Annotated in this window: 13 protein-coding genes; 6 read left to right on the top strand and 7 right to left on the bottom strand. The window is 74.0% G+C overall.

Features of this window, described 5'->3' with window-relative positions; all coding sequences use genetic code 11:
- Nucleotides 1-83: 83 nt before the first annotated feature.
- Entirely contained in the window at nucleotides 84-746 is a 663-nt protein-coding gene (locus AB0O21_RS14350; protein ID WP_365170808.1) for a TetR/AcrR family transcriptional regulator, read from the top strand.
- Here the strand turns inward: AB0O21_RS14350 and AB0O21_RS14345 are convergent.
- From AB0O21_RS14345 to AB0O21_RS14335, 3 genes are read right to left on the bottom strand one after another with little or no spacing between them, the layout of a single operon-like run.
- Nucleotides 707-3,109, bottom strand: a complete 2,403-nt coding sequence (locus AB0O21_RS14345) for an FAD-dependent oxidoreductase (protein WP_365170806.1) — start codon at nucleotides 3,107-3,109, stop codon at nucleotides 707-709. The two genes, AB0O21_RS14350 and AB0O21_RS14345, sit on opposite strands and share 40 nt — an antisense overlap.
- A 17-nt stretch (nucleotides 3,110-3,126) precedes the next feature.
- The gene (locus AB0O21_RS14340) at nucleotides 3,127-9,189 is read right to left on the bottom strand and encodes a beta-ketoacyl synthase N-terminal-like domain-containing protein (protein ID WP_365170804.1); all 6,063 of its coding nucleotides are present in this window, start codon (nucleotides 9,187-9,189) and stop codon (nucleotides 3,127-3,129) included.
- On the bottom strand, nucleotides 9,186-10,604 hold the full coding sequence (locus tag AB0O21_RS14335) for an acyltransferase domain-containing protein (RefSeq protein WP_365170802.1): 1,419 nt from the start codon (nucleotides 10,602-10,604) through the stop codon (nucleotides 9,186-9,188). Before AB0O21_RS14335 ends, AB0O21_RS14340 begins: the two co-directional genes overlap by 4 nt.
- Before the next feature lie 256 nt (nucleotides 10,605-10,860).
- On the opposite strand from AB0O21_RS14335, the gene AB0O21_RS14330 reads away from it, so the two are divergent.
- On the top strand, nucleotides 10,861-11,088 hold the full coding sequence (locus AB0O21_RS14330) for a DUF5988 family protein (protein WP_365170800.1): 228 nt from the start codon (nucleotides 10,861-10,863) through the stop codon (nucleotides 11,086-11,088).
- 31 nt (nucleotides 11,089-11,119) lie between these two features.
- On the opposite strand, the gene AB0O21_RS14325 is transcribed toward AB0O21_RS14330, so the two are convergent.
- Both AB0O21_RS14325 and AB0O21_RS14320 read right to left on the bottom strand, forming a co-directional pair.
- Complete coding sequence (locus AB0O21_RS14325) at nucleotides 11,120-12,481, bottom strand: hypothetical protein (protein ID WP_365170798.1); 1,362 nt, start codon at nucleotides 12,479-12,481, stop codon at nucleotides 11,120-11,122.
- Nucleotides 12,482-12,674: 193 nt separating this feature from the next.
- Entirely contained in the window at nucleotides 12,675-14,339 is a 1,665-nt protein-coding gene (locus AB0O21_RS14320) for an FAD-dependent monooxygenase (RefSeq protein ID WP_365170796.1), read from the bottom strand.
- Between the two features lie 149 nt (nucleotides 14,340-14,488).
- Between AB0O21_RS14320 and AB0O21_RS14315 the strand changes: the two genes are divergently transcribed.
- Nucleotides 14,489-15,589 carry a SchA/CurD-like domain-containing protein gene (locus tag AB0O21_RS14315; RefSeq protein WP_365170794.1) on the top strand — a complete coding sequence of 367 codons (1,101 nt, stop codon included), beginning with the start codon at nucleotides 14,489-14,491 and terminating at the stop codon, nucleotides 15,587-15,589.
- A 13-nt stretch (nucleotides 15,590-15,602) separates the two neighbouring features.
- Nucleotides 15,603-15,860 carry an acyl carrier protein gene (locus AB0O21_RS14310; RefSeq protein ID WP_365170792.1) on the top strand — a complete coding sequence of 86 codons (258 nt, stop codon included), beginning with the start codon at nucleotides 15,603-15,605 and terminating at the stop codon, nucleotides 15,858-15,860.
- A 60-nt stretch (nucleotides 15,861-15,920) separates the two neighbouring features.
- Here the strand turns inward: AB0O21_RS14310 and AB0O21_RS14305 are convergent, their stop codons facing one another.
- Together AB0O21_RS14305 and AB0O21_RS14300 are read right to left on the bottom strand one after the other, a co-directional pair.
- A complete protein-coding gene (locus AB0O21_RS14305; RefSeq protein WP_365170790.1) occupies nucleotides 15,921-16,991 on the bottom strand; it encodes a methyltransferase in 1,071 nt (356 codons plus the stop codon).
- Nucleotides 16,992-17,025: 34 nt separating this feature from the next.
- On the bottom strand, nucleotides 17,026-18,357 hold the full coding sequence (locus AB0O21_RS14300) for a right-handed parallel beta-helix repeat-containing protein (RefSeq protein ID WP_365171001.1): 1,332 nt from the start codon (nucleotides 18,355-18,357) through the stop codon (nucleotides 17,026-17,028).
- A 295-nt stretch (nucleotides 18,358-18,652) separates the two neighbouring features.
- Here AB0O21_RS14300 and AB0O21_RS14295 point away from each other — a divergent pair, with 295 nt between their 5' ends.
- On the top strand, nucleotides 18,653-19,015 hold the full coding sequence (locus tag AB0O21_RS14295; protein ID WP_365170788.1) for a hypothetical protein: 363 nt from the start codon (nucleotides 18,653-18,655) through the stop codon (nucleotides 19,013-19,015).
- A gap of 250 nt (nucleotides 19,016-19,265) precedes the next feature.
- Nucleotides 19,266-23,000, top strand: coding sequence for a helix-turn-helix domain-containing protein (locus AB0O21_RS14290; RefSeq protein WP_365170786.1), 3,735 nt, complete (start codon nucleotides 19,266-19,268; stop codon nucleotides 22,998-23,000).
- Nucleotides 23,001-23,032 lie beyond the last annotated feature (32 nt).

The following is a 23,032-nucleotide window of genomic DNA, read 5'->3' as shown; positions in this document are numbered from 1 at the left end:
AACACGGGAACACCCCGGGGCCGGCCGGATCAGGACCGATGTCCTGATCCGGCCAGCCCCGTCACCAGAACCGGAGGGACCCGATGGCACGGATGCCGTCCGCCGAGCGCCGCCGGCAGCTGACCGAGGCCGCGATCCGCGCCATGACCCGCGACGGCGTCGCCCGGACGACGACCCGGTCCATCGCCGCGGAGGCCGGCGTGTCGCTCAGCGTCTTCCACTACTGCTTCGACTCCAAGCAGGCCCTGCTCGAATCCGTGATGAGGGCGATCACCGACGAGTACATCACCATGGTGCGGCAGGCGATCCAGCCGAAGGCCACCGTCCGGGAGACCGTCCGGGCCGGGTTCCGGGCGTACTGGGACCACGTGGCCGCCCATCCCGGCACGCACATGCTCACCTACGAGCTCACCCAGTACGCCTTGCGCCAGCCCGGCTTCGAGCATCTGGCGAGGCGGCAGTACGAGCTGTACTCCGAGACCTACGCCGAGCTCATCGAACAGCTCCGGGACAGCGTCGAGTTCGAGCTGAGCATCCCGGTGCCCGCGCTGGCCCGCTACCTGGCCGCGATGACCGACGGGCTGACCCTGAACTTCCTCGTGCTCGGCGACGACAAGGCCGCGGCCGAGATCCTCGACACGATGACCGAGCACGTGGCCGCCCTCGTCAGCCACGACGGCGGGACGCCCGGGGACGGGGAACCCGCTCAGAGCCTCCTGCGCGCCGGGACCACGCAGCGCCGGTAGAGCAGCTCCCGCAGGACGTCGTCGCCGCCCTCGACCAGCGAGATGTAGCGCATGTCGCGCAGCAGCCCGCCGATCGGCGAGTCGTCGGTGTAGCCGAGCCCGCCGAACATCTCCGAACCGGTGGAGGCGATCCGCCACCCCGTCTGGCCGCAGAACATCTTCGCGGCCACCGCGGAGCGCAGGGCGCCCCGGCCGAGCAGCTCGTCCGGCCCGTCGGGCAGGGCGGCCAGGGCGTCGAACTCGGCCGCCGCTGCCAGGCACTGGTTGCGCATGACCTCGATCCACATCTCCATCTGGCCCAGCTTGGCCGCGAAGACGGGCGAGTCGAGCAGCCTCTCGCCGCGCAGCCGCTTGGTCCGGGCGTACTCCATGCACAGGTCGCGGATCCGCCGGGCGATGCCGACGCCGGTGGCCGCGATCAGCGTACGGCTGGTGTTGAGGCCGACCTCCAGGAGCAGCAGGCCCGGGCCGCGCAGCGCGTTGGAGGCCGGGACGCGGCAGTTCTCGAAGGACACCTGGTAGGTGCCGGCCGAGCCGAGGCCGAGCGTCTCCCAGCGCCGGTCGATGCGGACCCCGGGGGTGTCGCGGGGCACGACGACCGCGAGGTGTTCGAGGGGGTTCTCCGCGGACACCGCGACCACGACGAGGAACTCGGCGAAGTCCGCGTTGGTCGCGAACATCTTCTCCCCGTCGAGCACCAGGTGGTCGCCCCGGCGGGCGGCGCGGGTGGTGATGTGGGTGAGCTCGCTGCCCGCGGCCCGCTCGCTGCCGAGGGTGGCCGAGAAGCCGCCGGCGGCCCCGGCCTTGCCGAGGGTGCGCTCCTTGAGTTCCTCGGTGCCGTAGAGCGAGACCATCGTGGAGCCGAGGACCGAGATGAACAGGGTGAAGGCCGAGCCCGCATCCCCGTAGGAGAGTTCGGAGACGACGTCCACGCTGTCGGCGAGGGAGACGCCCCGGCCGCCGTAGGCCTCGGGGAGCCACCAGTTGGCGAGGCCCCGGGTGTGGAAGGCGCGCTGGGCGGGGGTGGGCAGGGACCCCTGTTTGTCGGCCGGATCCCGCCGGGCGATCAGTTCCTGAGCGGCGTACTCTCGTACGCTGTCCAGGAACTGATCATGCGTCACTCGCATGTCGCGCCGAGCCGCTGCGGCCGCCGCCACCTCGTGGTAGCCGCTGCCGAATTGGCATCCTCCCCCGGTTGAATCCGAGAGACTCCCAGTCGAGTTAAAGTCCGGCCCGCTGGGTGGTTGACGCTTCACAGCCTGCCCAACGGCTAGGGCTCCACGTCCTGCAACCGCCTGCCCGGCGGTCGTACTTCTGATGGCGCCAGCTTGCATATCTCTGACGTCAGAACAGATCATAGCGCCAGCTAGACGCTCCGCATCTCGCGGATCGTTCCGGTCGGTGCAGGAGACCGTCATGCTGAAGCCGCTGTGCGGCACGCCGGTCTCCGGGAAGACGGAGAGGTCGGTGTGCAGGGTGGCGTCCATCGGCATGTAGCGGAAGATCCCGAGGAGTTCGCGCTCGCGGGCGGTGGCGTGGTAAAGGATCTCCAGGGCGGTGGGCGGGTGGACCGCGACGACGGCCTTGTCGAAGGCGTGTGTCCGGCCGGCCGCGTCGCGGACCAGGACCCCGTCGGCGGTCCGGCGGACCTCCCGGACCCGGCTCGAGGTGTGCACGGCGGTGAGCCGCGCGGCGATCTTGTCGAGGTAGGCGCGGCTGCCGCCGGCGACGACCCGCCAGGTGGAGAAGGCGTCCGGGTTGAGCAGCCCGTACTTGCGCATGGTGCTGAGCAGGAACTCCAGCGACATCGCGTGGACGCTGCCGGGGCCGTTCAGCCACCAGGGGCCGACGCGCGGGTAGACGAAGTGCTGGAAGAAGTAGTCGGAGTAGTCCTTCTTCGCGAGGAACTCGCCGACGCTCATCGTGGTGGTCTCGCCCGACTCCACGGCGGCGACCAGGTCGGCCGGGAAGCGCTCCAGTTCGGCGGTGAACCGGCCCCAGACCTCGGGGTCCACACCGTCCGGGCGGGCTGCGACGACCCCATCGCCGAAGGGGGTGCTGCCCATGTGGGTGAAGCCGCAGCCGGTGCACACGACGTCGATGGCGATGTTCGCCGGGCGGCTGGCGACCTCCAGCTCGCCGAACAGCCTCTTGATGTTCGGGTAGGTCTCGTCGTAGGCCATGAAGGCCACGTCGACCGGGATCGTGACGTCGGCCGACAGGACGGCGTCCTGGGTGTTCGCGTTGCCGCCGAGGTAGTCGTTGGCCTCGAAGACCGTGACGTCGTGGGTGCGTTGCAGCAGGTACGCCGCCGTCATTCCGGATACGCCCGCGCCGATCACGGCGACCGTCGGCCTGCTCATGGAATCTCCTCGGTTCGTCATCGGCGGACCCGGCCGAGCATGTGGGCGGCGGGCGATTCGGGGTCGGTGCCGGTGTAGAACTCCGTGTAGAGGCGCACCCAGTCCTCCGCAGTGATCAGCCGGTCCCCGTCCCGGTCGGCGTACCGGAAGGCCGCGATCGAGAACTCCTCCGGCACGGCGAACACCGCGCGCATCACGGAGGCGAACTCGCCCTCGCTGACGAGCCCGTCGCGGTCCCGGTCGAAGACCCGGTAGCAGAGCGTTCCGTGGTGCAGGATCGCGGCGACCCCCGGGTCGCCCGGGTCGGCGAACATCGGGGCCATCCGGGCCAGGATCTCGGGGACGCCGGCACCCTCCTTGTCGTGGACGCCGCGCGGCGAGACCGCCTTGTCCCAGACCTCCCTGAGGGAGGTGCGCAGCTGGACGGCGAGGTCGGAGTCGCCGGTGACCTTCGCGGCTGCGGCCCAGCGGTCGGCGGCCATCGCGAGGTCGTCGCGGTGGACGACGTCGTCGCGGTCCAGGTCGAAGCAGCGGACCCACTGGAGCACCTTGCGGCCGGCGAACGCCGCTGCCTCTGCCGCTGTGGCGGCCGGGTCGGGATGGGCTGAGGTCGGGCCGGTGGTCATGGGCTGAGGCCTTTCGGTGCGGATGGCCGTACGGATGGAGGTGCCGGCGGGATCGGTGGCGGTGACGGGTGCGGACGCGGGTACCGGTGCGGGGCGGGGTACGGGTGGGGCGGCCTGGGCGGCGGCAGCCGGGGCCGCCGCCGCCCAGGCGCGGGAGACGTCGGTGCCCATGACCGACAGGCCCGCCAGGACCTCGGGCTGCCAGGGGGCGGGGCCGATCTCGCCCGCTCCTCCCGGGGTGGCGTTGGCCCAGGTCTGCTCGCCGGTGGCGACGAGCTGTTCGCCGTCGGCGGTGTGCCGGTGGATGGTGAACTTCCCGTACATGAAGTGCATCCGCACCCAGGGGATGGTCATCCGGACGGTGATCCGGTCGTTGGCCCACATCTCCCCGAGGTAGTCGAGGTGGACCGAGTCCGTGAGCATCAGGGTCTTCCCGGTCATGAGTCCGTCCATGTACTCGGGGAAGGCCTCGAAGGCCCACTGCTCGCGGCAGTGGCCGATCCAGTTGAGGAGTTCGGCGTAGTAGACGATGCCGGCGGCGCTGGTGTCCCCGAACATCACGACGTGTGACCACTCGTAGTACGGCAGCCCCTCGCTCGCCTCGGTCGGAGCGTGCAGGGCTTCGGTCATGGTGGTGGTTCCTCCGACGGGGGCGGGCGGGGCGAGCGGACGTCCGTAGCCGACGGTCTCCAGTCCGTGCAGGCCGATCAGGACCCGGCCGCCGGGGCCCGCCGCCGTGTACGCGTCCTCGGCGTAGTCCCGGTGCAGCAGCACTCCGGCGGGGTGGCGGGCGCCGAGCTCCGCGTCGGATCCCGGCTGGTAGAGGTCGATCCGGGCGATGCGGACGGGGGCCGTCAGCTGGACGGTGTCGTCGTGGAGCGGGAAGAGGCTGAGCCGGAACATCGCGTCGAGCAGCAGGACGGGGACCGCCGTGTGGCTGATCGCGTCGAGCGGTGCGGGCACGGCCTGCCAGCGGGCCCGGGCCTCCCGTTCGCCCCAGGCCAGGTCGACCACGTTGCGGAACACCCCGGTGAGCTGGACCTCGGCGCCCGGCCAGGCGTACGGGTCGGTGAGGTGGTGCGCCGGCCCCGGATCCGCCGCGCCCCCGGTCAGCGGGCGCGGGCGCGGGGTGCCGGTGAGCACGGTCATCCGGGCGTGGCGGCGGTCGGGCCGGACCACCCGGCCGGCGCGGTCGGTGACGTCGGACAGCACCTCCACCTCGACCCGGCCGTCGGCTCCCCCGCCGGATCCCGACACGGCCTCCGCCCGGATCCGGTACTTGGTGGGGCCCCCGGCGGTGCGCGGATCGGCCCATACGAACTCCTCGAAGGCGATGTCGCACAGTCCGAGCACCGCTTCCCCGGGGAGCAGCCGGCCCGCCGCCTCGACGGCCAGCGCGACCATCGCCGCTCCGGGCAGCGCGGGACGCCCGTCGAGCAGGTGCTCCGTCAGATAGCGGTCCCGGACGGGGTCCACGGCCCACTGCCACTCCGTCCGCCGCCCGGAGCTCCGTACGGGTTCACCGAGCAGCGGCCGCTGCGCGGGGGCCACGGCGGCGGGCACGGCTGCCTCCTCGAGCTGGTCCGCGCTGACGTAGACGGGCGCGGGCTCGGCGGGGCGGCCCGCCGCGAGCTCGGCGAGGAAGTGGGCGGTGCCCACGGCGTCGCTGAAGCCGGCCTCGATGCCGTTGGCCGCGAGCCGCTCGCGGGCCAGCGGGCCGCCCGCCGAGCCGCTCTCCTCCCACAGCCCCCAGCCGAGGGTGAGTTCCGTACCGCCGCGCACCCGGCTCTCGTACCGGGCCGCGGCAGCGAGGAACTCGTTGGCGGCGGCGTAGTCGGTCTCGCCGTGCAGTCCGAGGGCGGTGACGGCGGAGCCGAAGTTGACCCAGATGCGGGGCTGTTGGCCGGCGAAGGCCGCCCGCAGGTTGCGGTAGGCCCCGACCTTCGCGGCCAGGCAGCCGCGGAAGCCCTCCAGGGACTTGCGGGGCAGGGTCGCGGACTCCTGGAAGCGGGCGGTGTGCAGCAGCAGGTCGACGGGGCGGCCGCCCTCGGTCCGGATCCGTTTGACGGCGTCCTCCACCTGGGAGGGGTCGCCCACGTCGCAGGGCAGGTAGTGGACCTCGTCCACCCCGCACAGCAGCCGCAGTTCGCGAAGGTTGCGGGAGATCTCGCGGGCCCGCCAGTACCGCTCGAAGCGGCGGCCCAGCTCGGCGGGGCGCTCCCCCGCCCGGCGCCCCTCCAGGAGGAAGCGGTGGCGCAGCCGCTCCTGGTCGGCCTCGGCCGCGCCCTGGATCTCGGGCGGTGCCTCGGCGGGGTCGGTCCGGCCCAGGATCCAGAGGGTGGGCCGGGTGTGCCGGGCCAGTTCGCGCAGCAGGACGGCGGTGATCCCGCGTCCGCCGCCGGCCGCGACGATCACCGGCCGCTCGCCGAGGGCGGCGGCCGTGGCGCGCTCCCCCGCCGGGGGGAGCGGCTGCGGGGCGACCTCCTCGGTGTAGCGCAGCCCGGCCCGGTGGTAGACGACGGTGCGGTCCCGCTCGGCACGGGCCTCCGCGGCGAACTCGGCGAGCGCCGCCTCGGGGCCGGAGTCGGTGACGAGGGCGCAGACCCGGCTGCGGGGCAGTTCCTGGGCGAGGCTCCGGAAGAACCCGGTGAACAGGGCGGTCTCCGGTCGCGGCAGGCAGCCGGTGAGCGGGTCCAGCAGCACGGCGGCCGCGCTGCCCTGCCCGGCGCCGATCCGCTCGTGCAGCCGCTGGAGGCAGAGCGCGGTCAGTTCCAGCAGCCGGGTGAGCTCGGGGGACTCCTCGCGCCAGTCGCGGCCGGTGTCCTCGATCCGGGCCAGCACCCGCAGGTGGGGGGTCTGCCCGGCGAGCCGGTCCAGCAACGGCGCGAGGGCGGCCTCGTCGTCCACGTCGGTGACCACCTCGGCCAGCCGGGGATCGGTGGCCGGATCGGTGCTGATCAGGAGCGCTCCGCTGGTTTGGGTCCGCCCGGCGAGCTCGTCAACGAGCCGGGCGGACCCGACCAGCACCACACCGCGATGCGGCACACCGGCGGGCGAGCCGAAGGTGTCCGGCTCCACCGGGTCGAGTCCCTGAGGGTGGGGACTCGCGGGTGCGGTGGCGTCGGTGCGTCGCAGGGCGGTGGCCCAGCGGCGGGTGCTGGCGGTCTGGGGGGAGGCCTCCTCGGCCTCCGGTCGGGGGGCGGGCGCCGGTGCGGGGGCGAGGGCGCCGCGCAGCAGGTCGACGGCGCCCTGCGCCCCGTAGTAGTCGAGGGCGCCCTGGTCTTGCGGCGCGCGGGCCGGCGCCTCGTCCGTGCGGGCGAGGACGGGCCAGCCGCGTTCGCGGGCCGTGGACTCCCGGGTGAGCGCGAGCAGGAACGCCCCTTCGGCGAGCCGTCCTTCGGGCCGGCCGGTGGTCCACACGGCCTCCTGCTCGGCGTTCCCGTTCAGGGCGAGCAGCAGCACGAGGTCGAGGCGGCCGTCTGCCAGGTAGCGGCGGGCGGTGCGCAGTGCCGTGCGCGCCGACTCCGGCCCGCTGTCGATCGTCATCGTCGGGCCGTGGACGTCCCAGCGGTTGGCGATGCGGTTGACGGCGAGGCTGGGGGTGCTGCCGACGAAGCTGTCCTCGGTGATCGCCTGGCGGTCCCGTACGGATTCCAGGTAGCCGTCGAGGGCCGCGCGGTCCTCACCCCCGGTGAAGAGGGCCTCGAGCTCGGCGGAGCCGGACCGCAGCATCGTGTCGTGCAGGGTGCGGGTGATCCCTGACTGCGCGCCGATGACGCCGGTGGTGTCCCGTAGCCCGTCCCAGAGTTCGCCGTGCTCGGCGACGAAGCGGCCGGCCACGTCGAGGGCCAGCAGCTGGCCGCGGTCCATGATGTCGGTGACCACCGGGGAGAGCCGGGTGACGGGGATCGGCGGTGCCTCGTACGAGGCTCCGAAGGCGGGGCGGGGGTCGTCGGTTCCGGTGCGCAGCCAGTGCGCGAGCCGTTCCGGGGTGCTCTCCCCGGGGACCCGGCCGCTCCAGGCGACCAGGACCATGGGGTCCGCGTCGCGGGCCGGCGCGGGGGCGGCGGATGTCCCGTCCGGCAGCCGGTCGTGGACCACGACGTGCCCGTTCACCCCGCCGAGGCCCAGGCTGGACACCCCGGCCGTACGCGGGCGGTCGGCGCGCGGCGGCCAGGGCAGCGCGGTGCGCGGGATGCGCAGGGAGGTGCCCGCGAGGGCGGGGGCGGGGGTGGTGAAGCGCTGCTGGGCCGGGATGGTGCCGTGCTCCATGGCCAGCAGGGCGTGGATGACCGACACCGTGCCGGAGACCCATCCGGTGTGGCCGACCAGGGGCTTGTTGCTGGAGCAGAGCAGTTCGCGGGAGTCGGCCTCGCCGGACAGCACCTCGATCTCGGCGGCGTCCCCGGCGCGGGTGCCGGTGCCGTGGGCGACGACCCAGTCCACGCCGGTCCCGTCGAGCCCGGCGTCGTGCCGGCCGCGCCGGATCGCGAGGCGGACCCCGGTGGGGTTGGGGGCGGCGATGGCCCGGCCCTTGCCGTCCACGGACAGGCCGGGCCGGCTCAGGAAACCGAGGATCCGGTCGCCGTCGGCCCGCGCCTTCTCCGGCCGCTTGAGGGCGAGGATGCCCGCTCCGTCGGAGAACACGGTGCCGTTCGCGTCGGCGTCGAAGGCCCGGACGTCCGCGGTGGGCGAGCCGCCGCCGAACTTGTCGGCGGTCAGCGACATGGAGCGGTTGACGGCGTTGAACCCGCCGCAGAACACCACGTCGCAGGTGCCCTCGTACAGGGCCTGGATGCCGAGGTCGACGGCGTAGAGGGAAGAGGCGCAGGCCGCGCCGAGGGTCAGCCAGTCGGTGTCCTCGGGGAGCACTCCCTCGAAGGCGCGGCGCACGATCTCGTGCGGCAGCCCGTGGCGCAGGTCCTCGGGGGTGCAGCGGAAGCGGGCGGCGAGCAGGGCGCGCAGCCGGCTCTCGTGCCGCGTCCGGGAAGGTTCGTCGTCAGCCAGGCGCCGGGACAGCTCGTGGGAGACGGAGGCGGTGAGCAGGCCGTCCTCCAGCACCTGCGAGCCGCCCGTCCAGGCCCCCGCGTAGAAGCCGGGGCGGTCGCCCTCGTGCAGCGCCGTGGTGTCCAGTGCCTGGAGCAGGCTGTGCCGCAGCCACAGCGTCTCTCCGTCGCTCTCCTGCCAGCGCCCCTGCTCCTGCTCCGCCGCGATCCGCCCGTGCGGGCGGAACCCGCGGATGAAGCCGCCCTTGCGGCCCCGGATCCGGTCCGGGACGTCCTGGCCGCCGGGGTGGTGGATCGCGTCGATGTCGAAGCGCTGAGGGAGCCCGATCTGCGAGGTCTCCTGCTGGAGGGCGGACCACAGCTCGGCGGCGGAGTTGACCCCGGGGACGGCGAGTCCGTAGCCGACCACCGCGACGGGGCTCTGCGCGCCCGGCCGGCGACCGGTCATCGGGAGGCCGCCAGCTCGCGCAGCAGACCGGCCATCTCGGCGACGGTGCGGTACTTGAAGATCTGCACGCTCTCGTCCGGGTTCGGCAGGTCGAAGGTGTTGAGGAGCTGCACGAACACGTTGGTGCGCTGGAGGGAGGAGATGCCCAGCTCGCCTTCGAGCTCGGTGTCGTCCTCGACCATCTCCGCCGGGAAGCGCAGGGCCTCGGCGTAGGCCTGGCGTACGCGGTCGCGCAGTGCGGCCTCGGCGGGCAGCCCGTCGGGAGCGGGTGCGGGTACGGGTGCGGGTGCCGGGTCGTGCGTGCGTACGGGCTCGGGCACGCCGGGTGCCACGGGAGCCGCGGGCTCGGCGGGCTCGGCGGGCGCGGGCACGGGCACGGCCACCGCGACGGGTGCCACCTCGGCCGACGGGCCGGCGGCCTCGACGGTGAGCAGGGACTCGCCCGGCCACCCCTCCGCGTGCTCCGCGGCGAGGGTCCGGATCAGCTGTGGTACGGCCCGGGCCTGGGCTCGGCCGGTGAGCAGCGCCACCGCGTCGGCGGCGGCGGGCAGGGCCTGCGGTACGAGTTCGGTCAGCACCTGGCGGGCCCCGCACTCGACGAACAGCCGGGCCCCGTCGTCGTAGAGGACCCGCAGCGACCGGCGGTAGTGGACGGGCAGGACCAGCGTGCCCGCCAGCAGGTCGCGGGCGTCGTCGGCGGTGGCCATCACCCGCTGGAGCTGCGGGGAGTAGACCTCGCGGCGCGGCGCTCCCACGGGGAAGCTGCGGATGCGGTCGGTGAGCCGCCGGGCCGCGCCGCCCAGGATCGGGTTGTGGTAGCCGGACGGGATCTTCAGCCGGTGGGCCTTGATCTCCAGGGCGGCTGCCGCGTCTTCGAGCTTGTCGAGGGCGGGGAGCAGGCCCGAGACGACGACCTGATCGGGGCCGTTGTCCACGGCGAGGGCGAGCGAGCTGTCGCCGACGGCCTCGATCAGCCGGGCCACCCGCCGGGCCGGGGCGTTCAGGGCCACCATCGCGCTGGCCGGCAGACCGCTGCCGTCCACGGCCAGGGTGCGCTCGCACAGCACGCGGGCCGCGTCCTCGACGGTCATGGAGCCCGCCACGACCATCGCGGTGACCTCGCCGCCGCTGTGTCCGACGAGGACGTCGCCGGGGACCCCGGCATCGATCAGCAGCTCGGACAGGACGAGGGAGGTGGCGAAGAACCCGAGCCAGAGGTGGCCGGGGGTCTGCGGCTCGTTCTCGTCGGCCGGGCCGAGCAGGAGGGGGGAGACGGGGCCCCAGCCGTACTCCTCGCTGACGGCGTCGATGGTCTTCAGGAGGGACATCTGCTGCGAGCCCGGGTCCACGAGCTGTCCCAGCGCACCCGCCACGTGGGAACTCGGCCCCGGGAACATCCAGACTGCCTTGGTCATCTCCGCCACCCATTCCTTCGAAGTCGATCTCGCCCAACTGCCCTCATGCAACTACGGGTTCGGGCCATCCGGTACGGATCCGGGGGGTGGTCGGGGTGGAACGCGTTGCGCGGTTGCGCCCTTGTGAATCCGGGTTCACAAGGGCACGAGGTCGCGCCGTCCGCGACGGGTGCCGGGCGCGACGCCCGTGTGATCCGGCCTCGGGCGGGACCACGATGGGGCGGGTCCGCACCCCGCATCACTGGAGGCGAGAAACGTGCACACAGACCCCCTCGACGGCACCACGATCCCCGCCCTGCTCGTCGGCGGCCCGCGGGAACTCCCGCCGGTGACCCGGCTGCGGGCGGGCGCGGTGCCGGAGAAGGTGACCGTCCGACACTGGGGCCGCCACGAACACTTCCTGTTCACCGGGCGGTACACGGAGGTCGAGGGCGCGCGGGCCGCGCTCTTCGAATGGAGCTACAGCACCAAGATCGCCGAATAGCCGGGCCCGCGGCCCGCCGCCCGGTGGCCCTCTAGAGGGGGGCCACCAGGCGGGCCTGGTCGAACAGCTGGCTGACCCTGCGCTGGCGGTGGTGCGGCCGCAGCATGCCGCGCATGGCCGACACCCGGGCGGCGACCTTGGCCGAGTGCAGGGCGGGAACGTCGTCGAGGAAGGCGGCCCAGTCCGCCGCCGCGGCCTCCACGTGCCCCTGGCGCAGCCGGAGTTCGGCGATGCCGCTCCGGCTCAGCGCGCGGGCCCGGCGCTCGCCCGGATCCCGGTGCTGGAGCGAGGACGACATCAGCGCGAGCGCCCCGGGGATGTCCCCCAGCGCCGCCAGCGCCTGCCCGCTCTGGTACTCGAACGCGGCGCGCGGGTAGCCGGTGAACGGGCCCCGGTCCGCGTCCTGGTCCATCAGCCGCTCGGAGGTGTGCAGCGCCGCCAGGGCGGTGTGCCGGTCCCCCGTCTGCGCCGCGGCCACCGCGTGCTGCGCGTGGGCGTACGCCTGCACGAACGGCGCCGTCCTCGACCGGGCGTCCGCGACCGCCGCCTCGGCCAGCCGCAGCGAGGCCGTGAAGTGCCTCAACTGGCCGGCCTGCGTGCTCATCGCCCGCTTCGCCACCGTGAGGGCGAGGGCGTCGTTCGCCTCGGCCGCGAGGTGGACCGCGATGCGGTAGTAGTGCTGGGCGGTGGCCTCCGCCCCGGAGTCGGAGCACATGTGGCCGGCCAGGATGGCCAGTTGCGCGGCCCCGGCGAGCAGGCCGCAGCGGTGCGGACCGGGGCGGGCGGAACTGAGCCAGGCCGTCACGTCGTCGGCGAGGTACGCGACGAGCGCGCTGCGCGCGTGCCCGCCGCCGTGCGAGGACAGGCTGGAGGCGAAGACCTCCGCCATCGAGCGCAGGGCCTCGATCCTGGTGCGCGCCTGCCGGTCGTCCGGCGGGCCGTCGCCGCCCGCGGGGGCACGTCCGTCGACGGGGACCACGTCCGGCGGCAGGGCCAGCCCGGTCGAGCTGAACAGTGCCGCGTCGAGCAAGGCCCGCCGGGCGGGGTCGAGTTCGGCCCGCGTGAGCTGGGCGAGTTTACGTACGGCGCCCATGTGCCAGGGCGATCCGGGCAGCGGGTCGGGGGCGTCCGCGGGCGAGTGGGACAGGCCCGCGTCGGCCAGGCCGAGCGGTCTGCCGAGCCGCCGGGACAGCGCCTCCAGCAGTGCTCCCGCCGCCTGCCCCCGCGGTCTGCTGCCGGCCAGCCAACGGGCCACCGTGGAGCGGTCGCAGCTCAGCGGATGCCCGGATTCGGCCCCTGCTTTCCGTACCGCGTTGGCGAGTTGCTGCCCGCTCCAGCCCGCCTCCTCCAGCAGGCCGCGCAGTCGTCGGTTCGGCACATGGTGGCTTGCCACGTTCATCCCCCTCGGGTCCACGGCACCGGAAGCGTCCGGTGTCCCCCGCCGGTGCCCCTCGCCCTGAGCTTCACCCGGGGGCGGGACGAGGCGCAAGCAATTACGGAATGGGCTATAGCCGGATATGGAAGACGCGTTCACAAGCGCGCGAAGTCGCACCGCGCGCAGCGCCGTTGGCCGGAGCGGACCAGGCTCAGGACCGGTGCAGCAGCGTGGTCAGCACCTCGTGGAGGACGGCCTCCGGGTCCTCCACGGCCTGCGGCCACCGCCAGGCCACGAACCCGTCGGGCCGTACGAGGACGGCCCCGGCCGGCGTGGTGCCGTGCGCCTGCGCCCAGTCGGCGTCCTCCCGCGGGGACAGATCGGCCCCGGCACCGCCGCCGATCGCGTAGCCGACCAGGTCCACGCCCAGTTGCCCGGCCACGGACCTCGCCGCGTCCCGCCAGGGCGTGCCCTCGGAGCTGAGCAGCACGAAGGACCGCTCGTACAGGTCCACGGTGGACAGCGGCTCCGGCTCCGGCTCCGGCCCTGCGGCGGGGCGGCCCAGCCACATGTGCGGGGCCCGCGTGCCCGGATCGCCGGCCGGCCGCATCCGCTCGGGTACCACGGGCTGGTCGTGGTCGGCGCCCAGGACCGCGCCCCGGTGGTACCGGTAGCCCATGGCCACGGCCAGGACCCCGCTCTGCCGTCCACCGCCGCCTGGGGTGGTCGTGCCGGGGTCGGGCTCGTAGCCGGGGTGGCTGTGCTCCGCCGAGCGGGCCGAGGCGCGGGCGCTCGTCGCCCGCGCCACCGGCAGCCGCTCGGTCTCGTAGCTCTCCAGCAGTCGCGGCCCCGCCGAGCCCTTCAGTACCGCGGCGAGCTTCCAGGCCAGGTTGTGCGCGTCCTGGATCCCGGTGTTCGAGCCGAACGCGCCGGTGGGGGACATCTCGTGGGCGGAGTCCCCGGCGAGGAAGACCCGTCCGGCCGCGTACCGCTCGGCGACCCGTTCGGCGGCGTGCCACTGGGCCTTCCCCGTGATCCGCACGTCCAGGCGGGGCGCGCCGACGGCCCGCCGGATGTGCTCGGCGCAGCGCTCGTCGGTGAAGTCCTCCAGGGTCTCGCCCCGGTCGGGGTGGAACGGCGCGTGGAAGACCCAGCGCTCGGCGTTGTCCACGGGCAGCAGGGCCCCGTCCGCGTCGGGCCCGGTCAGGTAGCAGACGATGAACCGCCGGTCGCCGACCACGTCCGCGAGGTCGCGCGACCGGAAGGTGACGCTGACGTTGTGGAACAGGTCGCCGGGACCGGTCTGCCCGATGCCGAGCTGTTCCCGTACGGGGCTGCGCGGTCCGTCCGCGGCGACGAGGTAGTCGGCGCGGACCGTGGTGTGCTCCCCGGTGTCCAGGCTCTTCAGTACGGCGTTCACCCCCGTCGCGTCCTGGTCGAAGGAGAGCATCTCGGTGGAGAACCGCAGGTCGGCGCCGAGCGAGGGAGTCACGGACATCAGCACGGGCTCGATGTCGTTCTGGCTGCACAGGCACCACGCCGCCGGGCTGAAGCGGGCCAGCGCGCCGCCGGGGTCGATCTCCTCGAACAGCCATTCCTGGTCGTCGCCGGTCAGCGAGCCGCCCTGCAGGATGCCGTGGTTGTCCGCCAGGACGCTCGCCGCCGCCCGGATCCGGTCCTCGACGCCCGCGACCCGGAACAGCTCCATGGTCCGTACGTTGATGCCGCGTCCGCGCGGGTGGGTCGAGGTGCCGGCGTGCTTCTCGACGAGCGCGTGGCCGATGCCGTGCCGGCCGAGGAACAGCGACGTACTCAGTCCCACGAGCGAGCCGCCCACGATGAGGACGGGGACGCGGAGGTCGACGTTTTCCTTCATGGCTCACCAATGCCCTGCCCAAAGACCGTTCGCTCGCCCGTTCACCCGCTTGGTTCTCCCCTCTCGCGCCGGTGGATTTACGGGACAACGATCGGTTCGGGTGGCGCCGCCGTGGCGACCGCGACCGACGTCCCGAAGGAGTGTGAACGATGACAACCTTGTCGGAACGGATATCCCAGTCCGCCTTCGACGGCTCGAGACTTCGGGTCGTGCTGCTGCTGGATCTGTACGACGGCGCTCAGAACCGCTTCCTGGAGGTGTACGAGCATCTGCGCAAGCAGGTGTCCTCCGTCCCCGGGCACATCAGCGACGAGCTCTGCCAGTCGATCGAGAACCCCTCGCAGTGGCTGATCACCAGTGAGTGGGAGAGCGCGACGCGCTTCCTGGCCTGGGTGAACAGCGAGGAGCACGTCGCGTCGGTGCAGCCGCTGCACGGCTGCGTACGGGACACCCGCTCGCTGCGCTTCAGCGTCATGCGCGAGGCCGGCAAGGACTCCGCTCCCCCGGTCTCCGCCGCGCCCCGGCGCGGGGACGGCGTGGTGCGCCACGCCCTCACCTTCACCGTCAAACCGGGCAGCGAGCCCGTGGTCGCCGAACTGCTCGCCGCGTACGCCTCCCCGCAGGCCCGGGTCGACGAGAACACCCGGCTGCGCCGCACCTCCCTGTTCATGCACGGCAACCGTGTCGTCCGGGCGATCGAGGTCGAGGGCGACCTGCTCGCGGCGCTGCGCCACGTGGCCCGGCAGCCCGAGGTCAGGGCCCTGGAGGAGGCCATCAACCCGTACCTGGAGATGGACCGGGACCTCGACGACCCGGGGTCGGCCCGGATGTTCTTCACCCGGGCGGCCCTCCCGGCCGTGCACCACGTGGCGGCCGGCCCGCGCGGGAGCGCCGACGCCCGGCGGCACGCCCTCTGCTATCCCGCGAAGGACGGCTGCGGAACGGCGCTCGCCCGGCTGCTCGCGCGCCAGGACGAGGCGGCGGTGGACGATCCGACGAGCCCCGTCGAGTCCAGCACCGTCTTCCAGCGCGACGACCTCGTCATCCGGCTCCTGGACGTGCGCGGCCCGCTCGACGCCCGTCCGGCCCTGGCGGCCGGCTTCGAGGGCGGCCACAAGGCGGCCGTACTGGCCCGGCTGCTCGACAGCGCCAAGGACGGGGTCCCCACCAGCGACCAGGAGATCGCGCGCTTCCTCGCGCGCTCCGAAATGCGCCTGATCACCGACCGGCGCCAGCCGGCCCGAGCCTGAGGAGTTGTCCGTCATGACCGATCGACTGACCATGGAAGAGCTGGCCGCCCTGATGAAGAAGGGCGCCGGCGTCACCGTCGACGCCCGCGACATGGCGAGCCGTCCCGACTCGGGGTTCGACGAGTGGGGCCTGGACTCCCTGGGCCTGCTGGGCATCGTCGGCGAACTGGAGAACCGGCACAGCCGGCCCCTGCCGCCCGACGCGGACCGGTGCAAGTCGCCGCAGGAGTTCCTCGACCTCGTCAACGGCGCCCTGATGACGGGTACCTGACCCGCCCGCACCGACGCCCCGAGACCGGCCCCGTGCCGGTCCCGGGGCGTTTTCCGGCGCTCATCCGGGCACGGTGGACTCGAATGCGTGCAGGTACGCGTTGACCGGGCGGACCGATCCGACGAGCAGACCCGCGTCCGCCATCCGGGTGCGCAGGCTCTGCTCCGTGTGCTTCGCCCCGCCGACGTTGAGCAGCAGGAGCAGGTCCATCGCCGTCGTGAACTTCATCGACGGGGTGTCGTCGACGAGGTTCTCGATGACGACCACCCGGGCCCCGGGCCGGGCGGCCGCCATCACGTTGCGCAGGGTCCGGCGGGTGCTGTCGTCGTCCCACTCCAGGATGTTCTTGATGATGTACAGGTCGGCCGCGACCGGGACGGCCTCGCGGCAGTCCCCCGGGACGATGTCGGCGCGCCCGGCGAGCGCCCCGCCCTCCCGCAGCCGGGGATCCGCCTTCGCCACCACGCCCGGCAGGTCGAGCAGGGCTCCGCGTACGGCCGGGTGCTTCTCCAGCAGGCTCGCCAGCACGTGGCCCTGGCCGCCGCCGATGTCGGCGACCACCGAGACCCCGGTGAGGTCGAGGAGTTCCGCGACGTCCAGCGCGGACTGCACGCTGGAGGTGGTCATGGCCCGGTTGAAGACGTGGGCCGAGTCGTGCGCGTCCTGGTGCAGGTAGTCGAAGAACCCCTTGCCGTACAGGTCCTGGAAGACGCTGCCGCCGGAGCGCACCGCGTCGTCGAGGCGCGGCCAGGCCTGCCAGGTCCAGGGCTCGGTGCACCACAGCGAGATGTGGCGCAGGCTGTGCGGATCGTCCTCGCGCAGCAGCCGTGACATCTCCGTGTGGACGTACGCGCCCTCCTCGGTCTCGGCGAAGATCCCGTGGCAGGACAGCGCGCGCAGCAGCCTGCGGAGCGGCTGCGGCTCGCACCCGACGGCCGTCGCGAGCTCCTCGGCGGTGGCGGGCGGTTCCCCGAGCGCGTCGGCCACGCCGAGGCGGGCCGCGGCCCGGACGGCCGCGGCGCAGGCCGCGCCGAAGACGAGCTCGCGCAGCCGCATGGCCGGCTGGGGGGCGGAGGCGGGGGCCGCCACGGGGACGGGCGTCGTGGTCGGCGTCGGACTCACCGTGGTCATGGGGACTCGCTTCTCCTCGTGACGGGGAACAGGGTCAGCACATCCCGGCGGGCACGGAGGTCCGGCAGCGGTTGCCGACGAACTTGTTGCCGGTTCCGGTGCCCGTGTTGGCGAGGTCGGCCGGCATGTTGCCGCGGACCACGTTGTCCTTGATGACGTTGTCGCTGTTCTTGGCTCCCACGAAGCTCTTGAACAGCAGGATCCCGCCGGACAGCGGCGAGGAGCCGATGTTGTCGCGGATCGAGTTCGAACGGATGACCGTCTCCTCGGCGCCGGTGAGGACGATGCCGGCGCCCTGGATGTCGGGGAGGCGGGTGTTGCCCTTGCAGAACTTGTTGTTCTCGTGGATCCGGTTGCCGCGGATGGTCATGTCCCCGGCGCCCGGGATGCCCTCGTCGCCTACGACGAACACCCCGCCGCAGTTCCCACTGAGGGTGTTGTCGTTGACGCTGAGGTTCCGTACCCGCCTGACCGTCACTCCGATCCGGTTCCCGGTCAGGGTGTTGTCGCGGACGACGGCTCCCAGGGTGTCGATGGCGCCGCCCTCCCGGTCGACGGTGTTGGCGATGAAGATGCCGGACTCCACGTTGTCCCGGGCCGTGTTGCCCCGGAACAGCCCGTGGGTGGACCGCTCCTGGGCGATGCCCCAGGTGCCGTTCTTCTCGGAGACCACGTGCTCGACGCTGAGCCGGTCCGTGCGGGAGGCCCAGATGCCGTTGCGCTTGAAGCCGGAGACGGTCAGCGAGCGGATGGTCACCCGGTCGACGGTCTTCTCCGCCGTCCCCATGACGCAGATGCCGGTGTCGGCCTGCGAACAGACGGGGCCGGCGGCCCGGGCGGGCGGGGCCGCGGCGGGCGCGGCCGGTTGGGCGGCCGGCGGCACGGCGGGGGCGGCGGCCGGAGGTGCAGCGGGTGCGGCGGCCGGAGGTGCGGCAGGCGCGGCCGGTACCGCGGCCGGAGGTGCGGCGGGTGCGGCCGGTACCGCGGCCGGCGGTGCGGCAGGCGCGGCCGGAGGTGCGGCAGGCGCGGCCGGAGGTGCGGCAGGCGCGGCCGGTACCGCGGCCGGAGGTGCGGCGGGTGCGGCCGGTACCGCGGCCGGCGGTGCGGCCGGGGCGGCAGGCGCGAGGGGTGCGGCCGGGGCAGCCGGCACGGCGGGCTCCGGCGGCATGATCACCGTCTGGCGCCCCCATCCGCGCAGGGTCAGCCGCTTGGTGATCAGTACGTTCTCCCGATAGGTGCCGGGCATCACGGTGATGCTGTCCCCCGGCTTCGCGGCGTCGACCGCCGCCTGGATCGATTGGCCCGGATGCACCGTGTGTCCGGCCGCGGCGGCGGGTGGCGCGGAGACGCCGAGACCTGCGGCCATGACGACTGTGATGCATGCGAGGCAGTTGAGTTGTCGGTTCGTCACGTTGCCGAAGCTATGGGCGTTTCCTCACGGTCGCCACACCGGGTGAGCGGATGGATACATCCCGTCGGCAAACGGCTTCATTTTGAGGTCCATCGGAGTGGCGGCCCAAGCGCCGTTGCCCACGGCTGCGGAACCGTGCCGGTCGGCCGGGGTTTCCCGCGGCGGCCCGGGACGGGCAACGGGAAACCCGTCGACCACGGCAGGAGGGCGGCCACACGCTGGAGGGGTCCGCACGACCCGAGGGGAAATCATGCTCAAGCTGTTCCGCGGCGCCGCCGCGCTCGCGACCGCCACCGTCGCCGTGATCGCGCTCAGCAGTACCGTTCAGGCCAAGCCCGCCGGCGACTGGGCCGGATGCCCGGAAGGGGCCGTCTGCATCTACCCGCAGAACCAGAATCCCGCCGTCAAGCCGACCCACGTGTTCTACAGCTACGGGGCGCACAACCTGAACGGCCAGTACGGGAACCACTGGGTCCTCAACAACCAGTACGGCGGTGCGACCGCAAACCTGTGCACCGGCTACAACGGCGCGGGCTGCGGCAACCCCATCGCCGCCAAGACGGGCGTCTACGCCGACCTGACGCCCATCAACTCGATCCGCCTCAACCGGTAGCACCGCCCCCGAGGGGACCGCGTCCGGAGCCCGCACCCGAAGCGGCTCCGGACGCTCCTTTTCCGGTCATACCGGTGCGAAGAACCGGCTCTCCGTCAGACCCCGGCTGTAGCCTGGGCAGTGCCGTCTCGCTGCCTCGGCGCGCCTTGCCATGGGGGATGTTGTGGGGGATCCGGACCGCCGCCGGAAGACCGATCACCAGCTCGAATCCGACCACACCGAAGACGCCGGCCTACCCTTCCCCACGCGGTTGCGGCGTCTGCGTCTGCAACGGGGGCTGTCGCTGGCCGATCTGGCGCGGCGGACGCACTACAGCAAGGGCTACCTGAGCAAGATCGAGACGGGCTCGAAGCGCGCGACCCCCGACGTGGCCCGCCGCTGCGACGAGGTGCTGGAGGCGGGGGGTGAACTCCTGAGGATGGTGCGGGAGACCGAACCGCCGCCGGCCGATCCCCCCGCCGACACCGGCGAGTGTCCGTACCGGGGCCTGCCGGCCTTCACGTCCCGGGAGGCGGGGTGGTTCTTCGGCCGGGAGCGGGCCACGGCCGAGCTGGTCGAGCGCGTCTTCGAACGGATCGGCAGTGGTCCCCTGCTGCTGATCGCCCCGTCGGGCGCCGGCAAGTCGTCCCTGCTGAACGCCGGGCTCGTGCCGGCGCTGCGCCGCCCGGGCGGCTTCCCGGTGGCGGGCGCCGACGCCTGGCCGGTGGTCCGGTTCACTCCCACGGCGCAGCCGCTGGAGGAGCTGCTGGACCGCACGGCGAAGGTGCTGGGCAGTGATCTCGGCCTCACCGCACGGGAGTTGCGGGCCCGGCCGGAGGTCCTGCTCGACGCTGTGCGGCGGCTGTGCGGCGACTCCCCCGCCGGCCCCCGGGACGGGTCGGCCCCGCCCCCGCGTCCGGTGCTGGTCGTCGATCAGTTCGAGGAGCTGTTCACCCTCTGCTCCGACGAGGACGCCCGGCGCGCCTTCGTCCGGGTGCTGCGGGCCCTGGCCGCCGCCCGTCCGGCGGAGAGCGGGCACGACCCGGCCGTCGTCGTGCTCGGCGTACGGGCCGACTTCTCGGGGAACTGCCTGGACCTCCCGGAGCTGGCCCCGGTCTTCACCGAGGGGCTGTTCGTCCTGCCGCCCATGTCCCTGGCGGAGCTGCGGGAATCGATCACGCGTCCGGCGGAGCGGGCCGGGCTCGCCCTCGAACCGGGCCTGGTCCCGCTGCTGCTGCGCGATGCCGGCCTGCAGGGCGATCCGCCGGACCGGATCCCCTGCGGAGCGCTCCCCCTGGTCTCCCACGCGCTGATGGCCACCTGGCGGCAGCGGGAGGGGGACACGCTGACCGTTGCCGGCTACGAGCGGACCGGCGGCATCCGCGGGGCGGTCGCGCGGACGGCCGAGGACGTCTTCGCCCGCCTGTACCCGGCGGAGCAGCGGACCGTGCGCCGGGTGCTGGTGCGGCTCGTCCACGTGGTCGACGGCGCCGACGGGGCGGGGGTGACGCGGCGCCGGATGGGCCGGAGCGAGCTCGTGGCGGCGCGGCCTGCGGGGCCGGACCGCACGGCGGCCGCGCTCGACAGTTTCGTACGGGCCCGCCTGATCACCATGGACAGCGACACGGTGGAGATCACCCACGAGGCCCTGCTGCACGCCTGGCCGCGGCTCAGCGGCTGGATCCGGGCCGACCGGGCCGGGCTGCTGATCCACCAGCAACTGGCCCTCGCCGCCGACGAATGGGAGCGCGAGGGGCGCGATCCGTCGGCGCTGCACCGCGGCACCCGGCTGGACAACGCCCTGGCCTGGGCGGACGAGCTCGACGGCCGCAGCCGCCTCGGCCCCCGGGAGGAGGCCTTCCTGCGGGCCAGTCAGGCGGCCGAGGAGGCGCGGCAGCGGCAGGCCGGGCGTCAGGTCCGGCTGCGGCAGCGGATGCTGGCCACGCTGGTCGTCCTGCTGGTCCTCGCGGTGGGCGCGGGAGGGCTGGCGTACCAGCAGCGGGCGGGCGCGCTGGACCAGGAGCGGGTGGCCCGGTCGCGGGCGCTCGCCCTGCAGTCCGCGGCGCTGGCCGCGGGCCAGCCGGAGGCCTCGATGCGGCTCGCCGGGGAGGCGTACCGGGCCGCGCCGACGAGCGAGGCCCGGGGCGCCCTGCTGAGCACGCAGTCCCAGCCGTTCATCGCCCGGCTGGGCGGGCACGGCGGGCCCGTCAACGCGGTGGCGTTCACGCCCGACGGCCGCACGCTGGCATCGGCCGGGTCCGACGGGACGGTGCGGCTGCGGCGGACGGCCGGGCACCGGACCTTCGCGGTGTTCAGGATGCCGGGCCGGGTCCGCGCGGTGGCCTTCAGCCCCGACGGCCGCACCCTCGCGGCCACGTCCACGGACGGGCCGGCCCGGCTGTGGGACGTCACCGGACGGGCTCCGGAGTCCGTACTCCCGGCGAGCACGGCCGGCGCCCGGGCCGCCGCCTTCGCGCCCGACGGCCGGACGCTGGCCGTCGCGGGCCCGGACGGGACGATCCGGCTGTGGGAGGCGGAGCGGGACGGGGGCGGCGCGGACGGGGGCCGACCGGCCGGGGAACACCGTGCCGTGGCCGCGCTGGCCGGGCACACGGGGCGGGTCAACGCCCTCGCGTACGCCCCGGACGGCCGGACGCTCGTCTCGGCCGGCGCGGACCGGACCGTACGGCTGTGGGATCCGGTGGCGGCCCGCCCGCTGGCCGTCCTCGCCGGGCACACCGACGAGGTGCTGGGCGCGGCATTCGCCCCGGACGGCCGGTCGGTCGCCAGCGGCGGCGTCGACCGGACCGTCCGGCTGTGGGACGTGGCGGGCCGCCGGACGACCGCGACGCTGACCGGGAACAGCGACGACGTCAACGGGGTGGCGTACACCCCGGACGGGACGACGGTGGTCAGCGCGGGCGGCGACGGCGCGACCCGGCTGTGGGACGTGGGCAGCGGCCGCCTGGCGGCGACCCTCTCCGGGCACACCGACTACGTGCTCGGGGTGGCGGTGGACCCCGCGGGCTCGGTGCTGGCGACCGCCGGGTTCGACCAGTCGGTGGTGCTGTGGGACCTGCGCGGTGCGGTGCTGTCCTCACGGCCGTTCACGGAGATCTGGCACGCGGCCTACAGCCCCGACGGGAAGCTGCTGGCCACGGCCGAGGCGGACCGTGCGGTGCGGTTGTGGGACGTGGCGGGCCGCAAGGTCCTCAAGGCCTTCGAGGGGCACGGCGAGACGGTGTTCTCGGTGGCCTTCTCCCCCGACGGCCGGACCCTCGCCTCCGCCGGCTCCGACGGCACGATCCGCCTCTGGGACGTCGCGGCGCGGGCCCCCTCGGCCACGCTCCCGGCCCGGTCCGGGACGGTGTTCTCGGTGGCCTTCTCCCCCGACGGCCGGACCCTGGCCTCGGCCGGGTCCGACGGCGCGGTCCGGCTGTGGGACGTCGCGGGAGGCCGCGAGTCGGCGGTCCTCACCGGCCACACGGACTTCGCCAACGACGTGGCGTTCAGCCCGGACGGGCGGACCCTGGCGAGCGCGGGCGACGATCTGACGGTCCGGTTGTGGGACGTGGCCGGGCGCCGCGCGCCGGCCACGCTCTCCGGCCATACGGGCGCGGTGCGCGGGGTGGCCTTCAGCCCGGACGGGCACACCCTCGCCAGCAGCGGCAACGACGGGACCGTACGGCTGTGGGACGCCCGGCGCCACCGCTTCGAGGCGGCCCTGGCCGGCCACACCGGTTCGGCCCGGGGCGTCGCGTTCTCCCCCGACGGGCGGACCCTGGCCAGCAGCGGCAACGACCGTACGGTGCGCCTCTGGGACGTACCGGGCCGGCGGCCGGTGGCCGCGCTGTCGGGTCATACGAACGCGGTCTGGGGCGTGGTGTTCTCCCCGGACGGCCGCACGGCGGCCTCCAGCAGCACCGACGGCACGGTCCGGCTGTGGGACCTGGACGTCGGGGCACGCCAGTCGGCCATCGACCGGACGCTGCGGCGGGGCGACTGATCGCCTGGCCGCCGCCGCAGCGCACCGAGGGC

Source organism: Streptomyces sp. NPDC091371, assembly GCF_040684275.1.
Lineage (GTDB): Bacteria > Actinomycetota > Actinomycetes > Streptomycetales > Streptomycetaceae > Streptomyces.
The sequence above is the reverse complement of the archived record's forward strand: the minus strand, read 5'-3'. Positions and strand labels throughout refer to the sequence as shown.